Origin of the sequence: Psychrobacter sp. TWR1-1-1 (genome assembly GCF_049895865.1) — a bacterium.
In the GTDB taxonomy this organism is placed as follows: domain Bacteria; phylum Pseudomonadota; class Gammaproteobacteria; order Pseudomonadales; family Moraxellaceae; genus Psychrobacter; species Psychrobacter immobilis_A.
Genome location: NZ_JAFCTE010000006.1, coordinates 159,080 through 176,048, shown reverse-complemented (window position 1 = coordinate 176,048; position 16,969 = coordinate 159,080). Strand labels below are relative to the sequence as shown.

General features: G+C 43.9%; 15 protein-coding genes. 10 read left to right on the top strand and 5 right to left on the bottom strand.

Going from position 1 to position 16,969, the window contains the following annotated elements:
• Nucleotides 1–3: 3 nt before the first annotated feature.
• Nucleotides 4–1,011 carry an NADP-dependent oxidoreductase gene (locus tag ACP69U_RS08140; protein ID WP_314886410.1) on the bottom strand — a complete coding sequence of 336 codons (1,008 nt, stop codon included), beginning with the start codon at nt 1,009–1,011 and terminating at the stop codon, nt 4–6.
• Between the two features lie 22 nt (nt 1,012–1,033).
• Nucleotides 1,034–2,839, bottom strand: a complete 1,806-nt coding sequence (locus ACP69U_RS08135; RefSeq protein ID WP_426138258.1) for an acyl-CoA dehydrogenase — start codon at nt 2,837–2,839, stop codon at nt 1,034–1,036.
• A gap of 202 nt (nt 2,840–3,041) precedes the next feature.
• Between ACP69U_RS08135 and ACP69U_RS08130 the strand changes: the two genes are divergently transcribed.
• Complete coding sequence (locus ACP69U_RS08130) at nt 3,042–4,064, top strand: GlxA family transcriptional regulator (RefSeq protein ID WP_087813783.1); 1,023 nt, start codon at nt 3,042–3,044, stop codon at nt 4,062–4,064.
• A gap of 47 nt (nt 4,065–4,111) precedes the next feature.
• Here ACP69U_RS08130 and ACP69U_RS08125 read toward each other — a convergent pair whose 3' ends face one another.
• The gene (locus ACP69U_RS08125) at nt 4,112–5,389 is read right to left on the bottom strand and encodes an LD-carboxypeptidase (RefSeq protein WP_087813782.1); all 1,278 of its coding nucleotides are present in this window, start codon (nt 5,387–5,389) and stop codon (nt 4,112–4,114) included.
• A 254-nt stretch (nt 5,390–5,643) separates the two neighbouring features.
• Between ACP69U_RS08125 and ACP69U_RS08120 the strand changes: the two genes are divergently transcribed.
• The gene (locus tag ACP69U_RS08120) at nt 5,644–6,042 is read left to right on the top strand and encodes a YkvA family protein (RefSeq protein WP_087813781.1); all 399 of its coding nucleotides are present in this window, start codon (nt 5,644–5,646) and stop codon (nt 6,040–6,042) included.
• A gap of 123 nt (nt 6,043–6,165) precedes the next feature.
• Here the strand turns inward: ACP69U_RS08120 and ACP69U_RS08115 are convergent, their stop codons facing one another.
• Entirely contained in the window at nt 6,166–6,471 is a 306-nt protein-coding gene (locus ACP69U_RS08115; RefSeq protein WP_045445540.1) for a hypothetical protein, read from the bottom strand.
• Between the two features lie 91 nt (nt 6,472–6,562).
• On the bottom strand, nt 6,563–7,117 hold the full coding sequence (locus ACP69U_RS08110) for a hypothetical protein (protein WP_087813780.1): 555 nt from the start codon (nt 7,115–7,117) through the stop codon (nt 6,563–6,565).
• Between the two features lie 423 nt (nt 7,118–7,540).
• On the opposite strand from ACP69U_RS08110, the gene dnaQ reads away from it, so the two are divergent.
• From dnaQ to ACP69U_RS08070, 8 genes are all read left to right on the top strand, one after another.
• Nucleotides 7,541–9,157, top strand: coding sequence for a DNA polymerase III subunit epsilon (gene dnaQ, locus ACP69U_RS08105; RefSeq protein WP_314884683.1), 1,617 nt, complete (start codon nt 7,541–7,543; stop codon nt 9,155–9,157).
• A gap of 160 nt (nt 9,158–9,317) precedes the next feature.
• The gene (locus ACP69U_RS08100; RefSeq protein ID WP_045451453.1) at nt 9,318–11,000 is read left to right on the top strand and encodes a hypothetical protein; all 1,683 of its coding nucleotides are present in this window, start codon (nt 9,318–9,320) and stop codon (nt 10,998–11,000) included.
• A gap of 252 nt (nt 11,001–11,252) precedes the next feature.
• The gene (nudC, locus tag ACP69U_RS08095) at nt 11,253–12,260 is read left to right on the top strand and encodes an NAD(+) diphosphatase (RefSeq protein WP_314884685.1); all 1,008 of its coding nucleotides are present in this window, start codon (nt 11,253–11,255) and stop codon (nt 12,258–12,260) included.
• Between the two features lie 109 nt (nt 12,261–12,369).
• Complete coding sequence (locus ACP69U_RS08090; RefSeq protein WP_314884687.1) at nt 12,370–13,218, top strand: RnfABCDGE type electron transport complex subunit B; 849 nt, start codon at nt 12,370–12,372, stop codon at nt 13,216–13,218.
• Between the two features lie 111 nt (nt 13,219–13,329).
• The gene (nth, locus tag ACP69U_RS08085) at nt 13,330–14,025 is read left to right on the top strand and encodes an endonuclease III (protein ID WP_314884688.1); all 696 of its coding nucleotides are present in this window, start codon (nt 13,330–13,332) and stop codon (nt 14,023–14,025) included.
• Nucleotides 14,026–14,351: 326 nt separating this feature from the next.
• On the top strand, nt 14,352–14,948 hold the full coding sequence (locus ACP69U_RS08080) for a DJ-1/PfpI family protein (RefSeq protein WP_314884690.1): 597 nt from the start codon (nt 14,352–14,354) through the stop codon (nt 14,946–14,948).
• Between the two features lie 162 nt (nt 14,949–15,110).
• Nucleotides 15,111–16,277, top strand: coding sequence for a methionine adenosyltransferase (gene metK, locus ACP69U_RS08075; protein ID WP_045451444.1), 1,167 nt, complete (start codon nt 15,111–15,113; stop codon nt 16,275–16,277).
• Nucleotides 16,278–16,349: 72 nt separating this feature from the next.
• Nucleotides 16,350–16,721, top strand: coding sequence for a DUF3144 domain-containing protein (locus tag ACP69U_RS08070; protein WP_390890570.1), 372 nt, complete (start codon nt 16,350–16,352; stop codon nt 16,719–16,721).
• The last annotated feature ends 248 nt before the right edge of the window (nt 16,722–16,969 follow it).

Genomic DNA, 16,969 nt, shown 5'->3' with positions numbered 1-16,969 from the left:
GATCTATCCCTCTACCTTAAGTACTAGTTTCCCGAAGTTTTCACCGTTAAAAAGCATCATCAGAGTATCAGGGAATGTCTCAATACCTTCAATAATATGGTCTTTCACTTTCATATCACCTGACTGAATCCAGCCAGCGATATCTTTCATGGCGACTGGATATTCCTTGATATTATCGAATACCACGATACCTTCCATACGGGCACGATTGACCAGTAATGATAAATAGTTCGATGGGCCTTTGACTTCTGTGGTGTTGTTATACTGACTAATCGCACCGCAAATAACGATACGCGCATGCAGATTTATTTGTGTGAGCATGTCATTCAAGATATCACCGCCTACGTTGTCAAAATACACATCAACACCATCTGGGCAGGTTTTCTTTAGTGCTTTTTTCACATCTCCGTTTTTATAGTCAATCGTCGCATCGAACCCAAGCTCATCGACTAAGAATTTACATTTCTCAGCGCCGCCCGCGATACCGACAACACGGCAGCCTTTGATTTTGGCAATTTGACCAACCAAGCTACCAACAGCACCAGCTGCACCAGAGACGACCACGGTCTCACCCGCTTTTGGCTGACCTGTTTTTAGCAGACCAAAATACCCTGTCATACCTGGCATACCGAGCACGCCCAAGTAATAAGACAATGGTGCCAGTTTTGGATCAACTTTATACAGATTGGCACCATCACTGACGGCATAGGACTGTACGCCATCGTGACCTGCGACATAGTCACCAACCGCAAACTTCTCATGCTTGCTTTCAATCACTTCGCCTACAGTACCAGCACGCATAACGTTACCAATCTGTACCGGTGCAATATAAGACTTGGCATCGTTCAACCAACCACGCATCGCCGGATCGATAGAGATATATTCAACCTTAATCAGTAACTGACCATCAGTGATAGTCGGGATGTCCGTCTCGGTATAATCCCAAGTCTCGGCACTAGGCTCACCTACCGGTCTTGCTTTTAATCGCCACTGTTTATTCATTTTTGTCATGTCTCTTTCCTTAGAGTTGTCCTTAGAACCATTCTGTTTGCATATCAGTACAAACCGAGTTGGTGTTGGTTAATAATTCGATGTCGCGTTTAACTAATGGTAATTCCCAATCAATAAAATATTTGGCTGCTTGTATCTTGCCTTTGTAGAAATTCTGCTGCTCAGCATCTTGCGTCGTGCTTAATAGCTGCTCAGCCTTACTTGCTTGACGAATCCAAATCCAGCTCAACACAATTGAAGCAAAAATATTCATCAGTGCTTGCGCGTTGCCCGTCAACGTGACTGCTTCTTCGGTTTGTAGCACTTTGCTGAGATGCACCAACACTTCATGTAGATGACCCATGTAAGGCATCAGCTTACCTGCAAGTTGGGCGCTCTCAGTTGTAGTGATATTTTCTAGATCTTTTGTGATTTCACGTTTGAGGATTTGGATGCCTAACCCACCTTTTTGCCACAACTTACGAAATGACAAATCCAATGCCTGCACGCCATTCGTGCCTTCATGAATAGGATTTAGGCGATTGTCACGCCAGAACTGCTCAGCCTGATACTCACGCGTATAGCCTGCACCGCCCAATACTTGGATACCCAAATCATTGGCTTTTGGCCCATACTCAGATGGCCATGCTTTTAATACTGGCGTGAGCAGGTCTAATAATTCTGTTAGCTCATTTTTTAAAGTTTTGTCTTCACAAGTGTTGATACGGTCAATCAGGTTTGAGCCATATAGACATAATGAAATGCCGCCTTCAGAGTACGTTTTTTGCGCCAGTAGCATGCGCTTTACGTCACCATGATTGATGATGGCAGTTGCCGCATCTTCAGGCTTGTTGTTCGGGGCGATTCTGCCTTGCGTTCTGTCTTTGGCGTAATCTAGCGAATACTGATAGCCACGATAGCCAATCATCGCTGCACCAAAACCAACAGCGATACGCGCCTCATTCATCATTTTGAACATATAGCGCAGGCCAAAATGCTCTTCACCGATCAGATAACCATGGCATGCGCCTTCGTCACCGAAGCTCAGAGCCGTCGACGTTGTGCCTCTATAGCCTAGTTTATGAATGAGTCCTGTTAAATGTACGTCATTGCGCTCGCCCACCGATGCATCCTCGTTTAAGCGATACTTAGGCACGGCGAATAAAGAGATACCTTTGACCCCACCTGGACCACCTGGCACTTTGGCCAATACGAGATGGACGATATTGTCAGACAGTTCGTGATCGCCGCCTGAGATATAAATCTTGCTGCCTTTGACGCGGTATGAGCCATCATCTTGTTTTACTGCAGTGGTTTTGATGTCAGCAAGTGAGGAACCTGCATGTGGCTCTGTTAATGCCATGGTTCCGGTGAACTCACCTGTCAGCATGCGCGGCATAAAGGCGGCTTTAATCTCATCACTGGCAAAATGCGAGATGACGTTGATTGCAGCAGTGGTCAAAAATGGATAGGCAATCGTTGATGGATTGGCAGCCATAAAATAACCTGCCACGGCTGTCATCACTGTTTCAGGTAACTGCATACCGCCGTCTTCAAAACTATAACGACCAGCGATAAATCCTGACTCACGAAACGCATCAAAAGCGACTTTTACATCACTTATCATGCTGACTTTTTTGCCATCGAACTGTGGCTCGTTCTTGTCTGCTACATGGTTATGCGGCAAAAACAATTGGGTCGCAATTTTATTGGCCGTATCCAATACTGCGTCAAACGTTTCGCGGCTATGCTCTGCAAACTTAGCATGCTCGGTTAAATTTTCAGTGCCCAATACATCATATAATTGGAACGGTAACTCAAAGTCATTGATTAGCGTATCTGCTGCCATAGTATTCTCGTTAACTGATTAAATTTGGTTATCAATCGATATTAATCTAATTTAACGCCTTACCGTATTGTCATTTATGACATAATTATGGTCAAATACGACATAAATAGTGTTTATATTTCGAGAATTCAGATAAAAAATCGATACTTTTGGTTAGAAAATTAAATTTTGGTCAGCCACAGCGAAAGGGAAATAAACATCTATGCCTTATTTCAAACCCTTTAAAGTCATCATTATCGGATTCGATGGTGTGCTCGGTAGCGCATTGACAGGTGCGTTAGATTTATTCTCATTTACGGGTGTCAGTTGGCAGCGATTTTTAGATGAGCCAGTAGAGCCACGGTTCAATGTGCAGATAGCAAGCGTTGGTGGCGTAGATATCAGATGTAGCAACCGCTTAATCATGCAAGCGCACTGCGATATTCAGGACGTGGCCGAGTGCGACTTGCTATTGATTCCGACGATTGGTGATTCAATTGATAAGGCACTGAGCCAAAATGCAGATTTGATACCCCATCTAACGCGGTTGGCAGACACCAAGTCAGATATAGCCAGCAACTGTAGCGGTGCTTTCTTTTTGGCAAAAGCAGGATTATTAGATAATAGAATCGCCACCACGCACTGGGGTTACGCCAGTAAATTCAAAGCGGATTTTCCGCTCGTTGATTTACAAGAAGACCAGTTTGTCACTCACTCAAGGAGCAAGTCAGATAGCCAGTCGGGTAATATATTTTGTGCGGCGGGCGGTAGTGCATTTTATGATTTGGGATTGTTATTAATAGAGCGTTACTGCGGACGTGAGATTTCTACTCAAGTAGCCAAAACCCAAATCATCGATAGTAAACGAGGCAATCAAAACAGCTATACCAACGTAACGTTGCACAAACCGCATTCAGACCAATTGGTAAAGCAGGTACAAGAGTTCATTGAAGAAAATTTTTATCAGACTATTCAGGTGAGTGGGTTGGCTGCCATGGTCAATATCACCCCGCGGACATTAAACAGACGCTTTCAGTCTGCTGTTGCTATGCGCCCGATTGAGTATATTCAAGCAGTCAGAATTGAGCAGGCAAAACGCCTACTAGAGTTAGGCAATGTGACCATAAAATCGCTTGCCGAACAAGTGGGCTATGATGATATTTCATCGTTCACACGCCTATTCAAACGTGCAACAGAGCTAACCCCCAAAGAGTATCAGGATAAGTTTTCGCGGTTAGCGATTTAGTCATGGCAATGCATAGTAGTTAGAGATTAGTGCTTAATGTTTAACGTTTAAGCAGTTTGCCATAACCCTTCTACTTGGATAGCATCAGCCTTGATGGTTGGGTAATCGCTAAATGCCAACTGATAGCCACCAGCTGTATTGGAACTAATTTGACACTTTGTGCCTAGTGGAAAGCTGTGTTTTTGTCCAATATGACCAAAACGCATGCCGCTATAAATCGGTAATCTTGTCAGCTGATGCAATTGACGAATCACCGTAGCCACATCATAACGCTTGTCATAACTGTCCTCACCTGCACCTGACAATGCCCCAAATACAATCGCTTGCTGACCTTTAAACGCACCAGCCAAATACAAATCATATAACATGCGCTCGATACGATAAGGTTGCTCACCCACGTCTTCTAAGAATACAATACCGCCATCCATGCGCGGCAAATACTCACTACCTGCCAGCGCTGACACCACGCTTAGATTACCACCCCAAATCGTGCCCGTTATTGCTTTGGGCTCAGCACTTGTTAGAATACTGGGTAAATTGGGACTGGTTAAAGACGCGTCTGATATATCAATAACCAGATTGGGATTGGTTAGTGCTTCAACAAACTGTCGACAGCTGACTTGATCAGGGACAGTTTTTCCAAATTCACTATAGAGCATCGGTGCTGCAAGCGAACTCATATCACCTTCTGCCAATAGCGCACACTGAATAGCAGTCACATCACTAAAGCCCGCCAGTATCGTGCCGCGCTCCTGCATAATACGTCCTAGCGTCAACCAATCAATCATCGGTAATATGCGCATTGCACCATAGCCGCCGCGCACGCCGAGTAACAATTTTGGGGCGGCTATTGCACCAGTAGCGAGGTTTTGCAGGTCACTCGCTCGCTGCGAATCCGTACCAGCAAAACGCAGATACTGCCGATTGGTAATCGTAGGATTATTGACGTTAAAACCCGCACAGGCCATACGCTCCAATGCCAATTGATTGCGGTCATCGCTACCCCCAACATTGGAGCTGGCAAACAGCCGCGTCTCAATCGTTGGCGTAATACAGCGTGTTTGCGTGAGTGACGGCTGTGATGATGAACGCTCATCCAATAACGCGGTTGGCAGATCATCCTTGGTAAGTTGCATACTATGATTTTTCTCAATGGCATCGGAGGCCAGCGACTGAGTCATATTTTGGGTTATTAATAACCCTGCCCCTGCGCTGAGACCTACTCGACGTAAAAACTGGCGACGATTCAAGTCGGCTGCCGCTTCAATCGCTGTATGCTCATTGTTGTTTCTATCATCTGTTAATAACTGACTCTTGAAAACCATCTCTCTCTGCCACCTTATCATTTTTATTTTGATATACTTTTGCATCATATTTATTTTTGCAGTCTACTTGCTTAAACCACACAGCAGCATATTGTAAACGCTTTTTTGGCTATGATAGTTGCCCAACCCTTGCCACTATTTAATTTTTCGCCATGCTAGCCATGAGACATACCAAAAACCTAGCCCTATTGGCACATTCCGCGACTTTGTTGTAGTATGAGAATACCGATTTCGGTTAAATAAGGATAATAATAATGGCTGAGAAAACGACTGATAAACAGAAAAAAGAGGACATATTGGATACTGATTTAGAGTACCTCATCAACGAAGAAGAAAAACTGCAAGAAAAGCTAAAAGACAGTAGCCATCTTGAGCGTTTTGCCAAAGATTTGATGCTATTCATGAGCTTGATTAAAGACTATTATCAAGGAAACTATCGCGATATTCCTTACAAGACCATTTCAGCAGGTGTGGTTGGACTGCTCTATACTCTCAACCCAATCGATATCATTCCAGATTTCATACCCTTTATCGGTCATATTGACGATGCGCTAGTCCTCACCTTTTGCTTGAAGTTGGTCGAAAAAGATTTGCAAAAATATCAAACTTGGAAGAAAAAACAAACCGCTACTGACTTAAAGAAAAACAGGTAACTTTGTACAAGCTATCATCCTGAAATGATCATTATAAAAAATAATCGTTATAAAAAACCACGACTGACAATCAATGTATCAGCCGTGGCTTTTTTATTCATTAATAGCAATTATTTATGTGAGTTAATCTGGAACATCATAACGCGCTTTTTCTGGATTGAGACCGAACGAATAGACAAAGGTTGCAACGAGGCTATTGATAATAATAAACGGCAAATCGATAGCAGCATGCCCAAGCGCATAGCGACCAATCAGCCACGAAACAATCAGCATAATAATAAAGAAACCGCCTAAATACGCCAAAATTGCAGGATGCTTTAGATTGTAAGGTTGCTCAGGTTCAGGCTTCTTATCAAGCACATAGGTTCTGATTGCCCAACCAGCCGCATAAGAAAATCCGCCCAATACCACGTAACTAAAAAAATTCATATTGCTTAACTCTAATGACATACGGTTTATAGCAAAACACTGTTTAAAACAAAACTATCGATCATAAATTCTGTTTATGAGCCGTGCTTGCTTAGAGGCTCTCATTAACATTATCAATCACAATATTGGCATGTGGATTGGCTAAAATATCGGTATTAACATCATCACACTCGACACGATAGATGGTATTGGCACCGCGATAAATATAGGATAAGTATTCACTGTCTAAGAGTGGATCGATATTGGCATAGGCAGGCTTCACATGAGCCAGTACTAGCACTCGATCAGGACGCCCAATGACCGCATCGACATTGTCAGGGTCAATAGAGAAAAACTGCGGAATGTCGCTATTTTTAATCACTTCTAGCGGCTCAGCGTCATCCCAAACGCGCTTCGCACTTGCCGGCTCTTTCATCTGCATCACCCACGAGCCATCCTGTTGACTCACTTTTATTTGGGCAGGCTCGTCATGACTAACCGTGTAACAACCTTCAAAAACCGATAAGTCTGTCACCGCTTCGACCATTCCAGTATCAGCTTGAATGTTGCTATCGTTGCAAGCACTTAAAAATAGTGCGCTGCTCACCGCTATGCCGACTGGTAAGCGCATCAGCCTTTTATAAAAAATGTTTGAGCGTAAGGACATAATAGGGTTATCCTGCATTCATGCATTAAACTTTTATGAAAATTGTCTTAAAAAAACTATCTTTAAACAGTGATGACGACAATCTTAATATTAACGTGATTTTCTAGGGCATGTTTTCATCAACTATTGGCACTGTCGAATGATTTGCGCTACTAATTGACGCCAGCAAACTGCTGTTTTTTCTGCTGCGTAGTCAATACCGTTTGATACTGTGTCGCAACACAGCTCATTTTAACAGAAAATAGCAAGGTTACTATTATGATCTGTGCTTTTGGCGACTTTGTGCATTACGATTGCCCACATCAACGATAGATTTGTTATACTCATTCCCAAAATATAACGGAAGCGCTGGTGTAAAAACAACGCGAGCAAAATCCCTCCAACCCTCCCTATGTTTATCAATTTTTAGGTCAATAATTTTTTATGTCAGACAATCGCACCTCAGCGCAGCCATTCAACACCAGTAACGCGATGAATCCGTTGGCCGCCAAATCAAACACCACCGTCGCCTATACGGATGGTGCCTGTAAAGGCAATCCGGGCGCTGGTGGCTGGGGCGCACATCTCATTTTTAGTGATGGACGTACACAAGATTTGTACGGCGGGGATAAAGAGACGACCAATAATCGCATGGAGTTGATGGGCGCGATACAAGCATTGACCCATAGTCCGCATGAGCACAATCTCGAGATTTGGACAGACTCAAGCTATGTCAAAAAAGGCATCACCGAATGGATAGAGGGTTGGAAAAAAAGAGGCTGGAAAACGGCAAGTAAAAAACCCGTCGCCAATCAAGACCTTTGGCAGCAATTAGACAAGCTATGCCAGCAGCGCGATGTTGACTGGCATTGGGTAAAAGGTCACGCAGGACATGCAGGCAATGAAAAAGCGGACGAGCTGGCAAACTTGGGCGTGACGTCCAGCAGTGAAGAATTATCGAGCATAGAGCCGCAAGACACAGCTAAAAAAAAAGGGCAAATAATGCCTAATACAGCGCAAAATGCTGCTCACGATGACTGGCTAAGTTTCGATCCACTGGGTCTGGATATGACAGATGATGAGCTTGACGAAGATGTCATAGACACTGATAACGATACAAACCCTGCCGATGATATGATGAGTAAAGATGCTGTAACAGAAGCCGATCGCTATCAACATAATGCTAGCAAACCAATGAGTAAAATAGAGATGCCGGAAACCCAAACGTCTATGACTGATGCGACGATAAATGATCATGTGCCCGCTACCGTTACTGGCATAGAAGAAGCTAATACACCAAAATTCGACGGCGACACCAGCCGTGCCAATCCGTATTTCATACCGCTGCTACCCAAACCTATCCATCGTCATGAGTCTGATCGCCAGCTCATTATGGATACTGAAACCACAGGTCTTGATCCGTTAAAAGGCGACCGTATTATCGAAGTCGGTATCGTGGAGATGATCGGGCGTAAATTTACGGGTGAAAAGCTCCACGTTTATATCAATCCACAGCGCGGCATGGATGATGAAGTCATTCGTATCCATGGTATTTCTGAGGCATTTTTGACCGACAAGCCTACCTTTGATCAAGTTGCTCAGTCGCTCTATGATTTTATGGACGGCGCAGAAATCATCGCTCATAACGCCACCTTTGATATGAACTTCTTAAACATGGAGTTTGCCAAAGTTGGTATGAACGACTTTGCTGAGCGCGTACAAGTGACTGACTCGCTGGTCATGGCAAAGCAGCAATATCCGGGGCAAAAAAACACCCTAGATGCTTTAGTGCGTCGCCTAAATGTGGGAAAGCAAGATCGTACTTTTCATGGCGCCTTACTTGATTCAGAGATTTTAGCAGAAGTTTATCTGGCGATGACAGGTGGGCAGGTTACACTCGCTATCGAAGAAGACACGCAAACAGATGGTGGGCAGACAGCACACGCCAGTTTTGCCAATTTAGCATCTTTATTGCTAGAATCCTCTATGGATGAAAATACCAATCAAGAGTGGTATGCCGCGCTCGCAGAAGCGTATCCTGAGCTAAAAGCCAATATGTAGTCGCCGTATAAGCTGATGATATCAATCTTTGAGCAATAACATTTGTATAATATAGGCTTGATTATTGTTATATTAAGCGTTAAAACATCACCAGCAAGTGCTTTTTCGATCATCATTTAAACCATCGCCATTCTCATCAGTACATTATGGAAAAACACCTATGAACCAGTCTGCGCAAATGAAGTTAACGGCCCCAACGCTTAGTGTTACTGATTTCAATCTACCATCGCTACATTTGTTGCATGATGAGATCATCGTAACCTTAAAAGATACTGAGATTCATCTGAGTGAATTTAATGATGATAATAGTCAAGCCCCTTTATTATTAGATTCTATCACTGTGCTAAAGCAGCTGTCTTGCATCTTTGAGCTGATATCTTTGGTTGGTGCAGAGGCTTTGAATACCGCTATTGTCAATGGTTTACAGCGCCTCTATGATAATGGTGATAATAACGATACCAGCTTGATTATGGACTTATCAGAAGCCATTATGACATTGGATCGCTATATCGAGTTTGTGCTTTTGACAGAGTCGGTAGAGCCAACCTTGTTACTACCTGTCATCAATAAACTCAACGCTCACGGGCAAGAAACCCCTATCACAGCAGACTATTTTGCAGCCTTTGGTAGCAGTAGTGTCATCATTGCCAACCCTGAACAAAACTTCCAACCACTTGACGAGCTTAACCTAGACACTGAACTACTAACTTATGCTTATCGTAGTGGTCTTGGAGTCGCTCTGCTCAATCAAGATGGCAACGTTAGCCCAGACGATCAGCAGAAACTTGACGCCATGAGTGCAGCGTGTGCTTTGATAGCATCAAACACCAGCAGTCTATTTTGGCAAGCGGCCACCGCAGCTGTCACTGACATTGCCACGATATTACCGCTAAATCTGAGTCAAAAACACACACTGATTTATTTAGAGCAGCAATTCCAAAGCTACTTGCCTGTGATGGACAAACGTTTTGCTGATTTGGTCAGTTTTGCTTGCCAGCGTGACAGTGATGCCGCGCAACGACTGCGTGAGCAATACGCCAGCAACCACTTGGAAAGCGCACAACTTGAGCAAATGAAACGTTTCTTATTCGGTCCTAATCGCGCCCTGACCGATACGCTGAACACCATCATTCAGACCCAAATTAATACCATCAAAGAAAATGTTGATAGCTACGCACGCGGTGATTCATTGAACCCTGTCGATATGCAAACCGCACAGATTATCGAAGAGCTAACAGAATTGAGCTCAGCGTTACGCTTGCTTGGTTTATCAAATGCAGCCAATAGTCTCAGCGTAGCAGCAGAAGCTGTTAGTCATTGGCAAACGCCCTCGCCTGATGATTTCGATCACTTGCTGTTGGCATTAATGCATGCGGAAAACGCCACCATTGCAATGGCAGAAATGCACACACCAGGGGCCATCTATTTGCCACTGAATAACCCGCATATCTCTTTACATCAGCTCAATACGGCTAATGATACTTTAATACAAGAAAGTCGTTCCGCTATTGCCAGTGCAGAACAAGCCATTAACGATTATTTGGCTGAGCCAGAGCGCGATATGCTCAATATCCAGAACATACCTGAGATGATGCGCCAAGTGGCAGGGGCTGTGCGCTTCTTACAGCTGCCAACACCTGCCAGCATGCTCAGTCAATTGGCCAATTATCTTCAGCAACGTATCGAAGGTGGACAACGTATTGAAGACAATACGCTTGCCTGTATCGCTGATGTCATTATGGCCGTCGATCATCATCTAGATGGTTTTGAACACAATCGTCCGGTCAGCAAACAAGCATTAGATGTGGGACAGCAGAGCTTGAGTCATCTACTGGCAGCCTAATTTCTATCACGCTTAAGTACTAAAATGATATTTAAATGGCGGCTTTGCTGCCATAGCCCTTCATTTATATATAGTCAATCCCATATAATCTGGATATAAACAAGGTGAGTGAAAGCACTACAAAAAATAGTAGTGCTGAGCGAGCCTGACTGACACCGTATCCGAATGATATAGGATTGACTTTACTTCAATTAAAAAAAGTCTGTATCAACACTGATGCGTACTGACCGTAACCGGTTTGGAATTTTACCTATGACCAGCGCTTTTGTATTTAGTGATGATACTGTTTTATGCCGCCAGCTACCTAATGGATGGTGGCCAGTGCAGCTTGAATTACCCCCATCTGCTACACATTCAGACGAGGAGACCCAGCTTGCTTATCAAGTTGGTCATATCACGCTACTCGAAAGCCTAGCACCGCGTCACTGGTCGCCTGATGTCAATCCTACTAGCACGAGTGTAGATACTCTGAAGTATGCCGATATTCTAGAAAGTGCCGACAGTTCGATTGATACTCCCCACACCTTTACTGCGCAAGCGGCTAGCGCCATTACTTATGACTATGCAATTGCACATCATATTGCATTGCCTATCATCGCTGAGGGCAGTGGCAATGCTTTTGTGCCTTACCGCCAGCTGATTACTCAGTTGCCAGTGGCTTTGTCCGATCAGCTTAGCCAAGCGATACAGTTATTGCGTTGGCAAACAGATACACAGTTTTGTAGTCGCTGTGCTGCCCCAACCATTCATGCCAAACGAGATGAGCGTGCCATGGTCTGTCCAGTGTGCCGATTGCGCCAATACCCACGTGTACAACCCTGTGTCATCACAGCTATTACTCGCCCGAATCCGCAAACCGGTGAAATGCAGATTTTGCTAGCCCATCATCATCGTTATGGACAGCGAAAAACAGCGCCTCATTTATTACAGTCGCCACAACCGTTACTATACGGTTTGATTGCAGGCTTTGTAGAAGTGGGTGAAAGCCTAGAACACGCGGTGGTGCGTGAAGTGGCAGAAGAGGTGAATATCAGCCTATCAGATATTCGTTACGTCAGCAGTCAGCCATGGCCATTTCCGTCTAATTTAATGCTAGGCTTTCGTGCTTCTTACGCAGCTGGCGAAATTGTTATCCAAGAAGATGAGCTGTCGCACGCCGATTTTTTTGATCTATCAAATTTGCCAAAAATACCCTCAAAAGGTAGCATTGCTTACGCGCTGATTGCACAAATTGCCAATGAGCAAGGTATTTTGCTTTAATCTATAATATCAATGCAGCATTTATCAATATCGTTATTATCCTATTATTCTAATGTCAGCGCTCAGAGCACATTTAGCACTTAGCACTGATATTAAGGTTTTAAAGCATATGCAAAGCACCACTAGTAAAAATAGCACCCACATCCGTCTCACCAATTTGCCAATCTTGTTCGAAACTTTGGATATAGAGCGCTTACCTGCGGACATACAAGCGAAAATCTCACATATTGATGCTTGTCTACCGCAAACACAATGTGGACTTTGCGAGCACCCAGACGGCTGCTTGCCCTATGCCGCCGCTATCGTGCTTGACAATGAGCCATACAATAAATGTGTACCCGGTGGTCAACCCGTTACCAACACCATTGCTCAAATTATTAATATAGATAGTCATGAAGCGATACTTAGCGCTGCGCCTTCTCAGTGGCCAATAGATGCGATCTCTGAACGTCCGACTGAGGTACGTGCGGTGATCCGTGAAGATGATTGTATCGGCTGCACCAAATGTATACCTGCCTGCCCAGTCGATGCTATTGTCGGTACTGGTAAGCACATGCATACTATCTTTACGGATTTATGCACGGGCTGCGAGCTTTGTATTGCTCCTTGTCCAGTTGACTGCATCGATTTGGTCACTGTTGAACGGGAGCTGTCTAGCTCTGAACGTACCACAGAGCAAGAAGATTTAAGACAGCGCTATCATACTCATTTAAGACGCGTCACCGAGCAGCTGGCTGATAGTAGCAATAGTAGACCTGTGGTCAGCATGGTTGAAGCAAAACTGAACAATGCCGCTAGTCAATCGTTGAACATCAGCGAAGCGCAGGCAAAAAACACCATTGCCGCAGCGAAGCTTCGTAGTAAAATTAAAAAGCTAGAAAAACAGCTAAGTGTCCGTCCAAATGAGAGCAAACAAGTAGAGCTTGACGCATTGCAAGTGGAGTTAAGTCAGCTTTAACAGCGTAATTATCATTTGTTAGACAGTCTACCCAACATCGCTAAAATGAATTTATTCCGATATCTTGTATCAGTTATTAACTATCAATAGCCAAAAAATAGTAAGAATACTATGAGTAAAACCGTCAAACATAAAACTGCCGATACCCCACCATCACGGCGAATGCCCAATCGTGACGTGCGTCCATTTTTTGAAAAGCTGGCAGCGACGATTGATGAGCCGGTTACGGAATTGAATTATAAGAGTAATTTTGAGCTGCTGATCGCGGTCATCTTGTCTGCGCAGGCGACGGATGTGAGCGTCAATATTGCCACCAAGCAATTATACCCCGTAGCAAATACACCTGAAGCAATATTGGCATTGGGTGAAGACGGTCTAAAATCTTATATCAAAAATATTGGCTTATATAATGCCAAAGCCAAAAACGTCATCAAAACTTGCCATGATTTAATTGAGAAATTTGACAGCACCGTCCCTGATAACCGCAAGGACTTAGAATCTCTTGCTGGCGTCGGGCGCAAAACCGCCAATGTGGTGTTAAATACCGCCTTTGGTCAACCAACCATGGCGGTTGATACTCATATCTTTCGGGTAGGTAATCGTACAGGACTTGCCACGGGCAAGAACGTCTTGATCGTTGAAAATAAGCTGGTCGAGCGTATCCCAGAGGACTTCATCGTGGATGCGCATCATTATCTTATCTTACACGGGCGCTATACCTGCCAAGCCCGTACACCCAAATGCGGGGCGTGTCCTGTTTATGACGAATGTATGTTTAAAGACAAAGCCAAGTTTTTGGAGTTATAGTTTTTAGAACGATCGCTTTTAGAACGATAACTGCTTTAGGGCGTGTCCTCAATTCAATCGATTACTTTCTAAATGGGCTAAAAATAGCTAAATTTTGCCAAACATCGTCAAATAGCTTCTTAATATCTCGATATTATGTGCGCTACTTTCCTTGTTTGACGGCAATTTATCTCATTTTTATCACTATTTTTAAAATGAGGACACGCCCTAGTTATAAAAGGTTTAATTGATCTACTTTATATAAATAAAATATAAATCTCGTGGTTACAAGACGCCATAGACCGCCACTTACTTTTGTAAATATTATTTAAAAATCAGGAAGCCAGATGCAGACACTGACCGCGCTATTATTCGATGATTTTGAGACTTTGGATCTATTTGGACCTATCGAGATGTTTGGCTGCTTACCTGAGCATTATCGTCTGCAATTTGCCTCCTTAAACGGCGGCATTATCCATAGTAAGCATGGCGTTGCGATGCAGACAGTCGCTGTCAGCGAGTTAGCGCATCAGACTGATATCGTATTGATGGTTGGCGGCATGGGTACTCGCCAGCAAATCAATCACCGACCATTTTTGCAGACGTTAACAATCTTGGTTGACCATGCTGATTGGGTACTTAGCGTTTGTACGGGTAGCGCATTGTTGGCTAAGGCTGGCGTCTTAGATGACAAGCGCGCAACGTCTAATAAGCTGTCATGGCAATGGGTGATAGCGCAATCTGACAAAGTCCATTGGGCCGAGCAAGCACGCTGGGTTGTTGATGGCAAATTTTATACGTCCTCAGGTGTCAGTGCAGGTATGGACATGGCGCTTGGTTTTATCGCCGACAGACATGACATCGATACAGCGCGCCAGATCGCTCACTATACTGAATATCGCTGGCAAGAAAATAGCGAGATTGATGACTTTTACCATGGTTAATCCATGCCTAGTTACTTCTTAGTATTATCCATCGCTAGAGTTTTACCTCGATACACGGTAAAATGTGCTAATTTTTTTATTCGTTTTCGCCTTTTATTTTTATATACATTTAATAATGACTGAGTTCGTAGAATACAGTCCCTGCAATTAAGCGATCCCATTATGCGTGAATACAACTTATTTACCTCAGAATCTGTGAGCGAAGGTCATCCTGATAAAATGGCTGACCAAATATCAGATGCCATCCTTGACGCCATCTTACGTGAAGATTTGCATGCACGCGTGGCATGCGAAACCTTGGTTAAGACAGGTGCTGTGATACTAGCGGGTGAAGTCACCACGACGGCAAATATCGATGTTGAGCGTATCGTGCGTGATACCGTAAACGGTATTGGTTACCACCACTCAGACTTAGGCTTTGATGGCGAAACATGCGCGGTCATCAATATGCTCGGCAAACAATCTCCTGAAATCGCTCAAGGTGTCGATCGTAGCGACCCTGAAGAGCAAGGCGCAGGTGACCAAGGTCTTATGTTTGGCTATGCCAGTAATGAAACTGATGTCTTGATGCCAGCCCCTATCGAATTTGCTCACCGCTTGATGGAACGCCAATCTGAGCTGCGCCGCGCAGGCGAGTTGCCGTGGTTGCGTCCAGATGCCAAAGCACAAGTGACCTTAAGATATGATGGTAGCAAGCCTGTTGCCATTGATGCCGTGGTGCTATCAACGCAACACGATCCAAGTATCTCGCAAAAAGATCTGCAAGAAGCAATAATGGAATCTATCATTAAACAAGTATTGCCTGCTGAATTATTGCATGCTGGCACGCGCTATCATATTAACCCAACGGGTAAGTTTGTGATTGGCGGTCCTGTTGGTGATGCTGGATTGACAGGTCGTAAAATCATTGTTGATACGTATGGCGGTATGGCGCGTCATGGCGGCGGTGCATTCAGTGGTAAAGATCCATCGAAAGTCGATCGTAGTGCTGCGTACGCCGTGCGTTATGTGGCTAAGAACATCGTTGCGGCAGGACTTGCTGAGCGCTGTGAAATACAGGTTAGTTATGCCATTGGTGTCGCTGAACCAACCTCTATCTCTGTCAATACTTTTGGTACGAATAAAATCAGCAATGATGAAATCATCCGTCTGATTCGCACCCATTTTGACCTGCGCCCTTATGGCATTACCCGTATGCTAAACTTATTGCAGCCAATGTATCAGCAAACGGCGACTTTTGGTCATTTTGGTCGTCCTGGCTCTGAAACTGCATTTACGTGGGAAAAAACAGACAAAGCTGAGATCTTAAAAGCAGACGCTGGTTTGTAAAAATATCACGTTGCACCCCTTACAAACCTTCTTTATAAATTTAAAATTACCAACACTTATTAGGAGTCGCTTATGTCTCAAGACAATATGCAAGAAAGCAACATTCAAGAAAGCAATGTTGACGCTAACATTGAGATTACCCCTGAAATGCAGGCATTTTACCAACGTGCTGATGCCATTATTGGTATCGCAAACAGTCAGTTGGGTTCTGAAGCGCATTCAGGACAAGTAGGTGCATCACTACTTTATGCAGCCGCACGTTATAGCGCATCTGTTGCCTCTATCGGCTTTGTCAAAGGCGATGACTTTGCCAAAGAAAAAGATGATATCGTTGAATTTTATGTCAAACAGTATCGCCAAATGCTGAGCGACAACCTGACTGATTATGCGCAGAACTTTGATAAATATGTTCAGCTTAATCAAGATGACAAAGCAGCCAAATAGTTCTATCGCCTTTAGCTGGCATTTATAAAACTGCTGGTATAGTCGGTTCAATTTAAAAGTAGTACAAGGCAACCGAGTGTAGACGTATATTTAATACTTCAAGCGAGGTTAACGCAGTAATATTTTTATAGTGGAATGACTATAGTGATGCTCAAACCCAAGCTTAATCATAGGCTTGGGTTTTTTATTAATCATGATTTGGTAGATGACTGCTGATAAATAGGCTACTATCAATTAAAACCACCTTG

Excerpts from the sequence above, each read along its gene's own strand:
- nudC (WP_314884685.1), top strand. The coding sequence starts at position 11,253 with ATGACCAGCGCTTTTGTATTTAGTGATGATACTGTTTTATGCCGCCAG.
- ACP69U_RS08100 (WP_045451453.1), top strand. The coding sequence starts at position 9,318 with ATGAACCAGTCTGCGCAAATGAAGTTAACGGCCCCAACGCTTAGTGTT.
- ACP69U_RS08115 (WP_045445540.1), bottom strand. The coding sequence starts at position 6,471 with ATGAATTTTTTTAGTTACGTGGTATTGGGCGGATTTTCTTATGCGGCT.
- ACP69U_RS08135 (WP_426138258.1), bottom strand. The coding sequence starts at position 2,839 with ATGGCAGCAGATACGCTAATCAATGACTTTGAGTTACCGTTCCAATTA.
- ACP69U_RS08130 (WP_087813783.1), top strand. The coding sequence starts at position 3,042 with ATGCCTTATTTCAAACCCTTTAAAGTCATCATTATCGGATTCGATGGT.
- metK (WP_045451444.1), top strand. The coding sequence starts at position 15,111 with ATGCGTGAATACAACTTATTTACCTCAGAATCTGTGAGCGAAGGTCAT.
- dnaQ (WP_314884683.1), top strand. The coding sequence starts at position 7,541 with ATGTCAGACAATCGCACCTCAGCGCAGCCATTCAACACCAGTAACGCG.
- ACP69U_RS08110 (WP_087813780.1), bottom strand. The coding sequence starts at position 7,117 with ATGTCCTTACGCTCAAACATTTTTTATAAAAGGCTGATGCGCTTACCA.
- ACP69U_RS08120 (WP_087813781.1), top strand. The coding sequence starts at position 5,644 with ATGGCTGAGAAAACGACTGATAAACAGAAAAAAGAGGACATATTGGAT.
- ACP69U_RS08140 (WP_314886410.1), bottom strand. The coding sequence starts at position 1,011 with ATGACAAAAATGAATAAACAGTGGCGATTAAAAGCAAGACCGGTAGGT.
- ACP69U_RS08125 (WP_087813782.1), bottom strand. The coding sequence starts at position 5,389 with ATGGTTTTCAAGAGTCAGTTATTAACAGATGATAGAAACAACAATGAG.
- ACP69U_RS08090 (WP_314884687.1), top strand. The coding sequence starts at position 12,370 with ATGCAAAGCACCACTAGTAAAAATAGCACCCACATCCGTCTCACCAAT.
- ACP69U_RS08070 (WP_390890570.1), top strand. The coding sequence starts at position 16,350 with ATGTCTCAAGACAATATGCAAGAAAGCAACATTCAAGAAAGCAATGTT.
- ACP69U_RS08080 (WP_314884690.1), top strand. The coding sequence starts at position 14,352 with ATGCAGACACTGACCGCGCTATTATTCGATGATTTTGAGACTTTGGAT.
- nth (WP_314884688.1), top strand. The coding sequence starts at position 13,330 with ATGAGTAAAACCGTCAAACATAAAACTGCCGATACCCCACCATCACGG.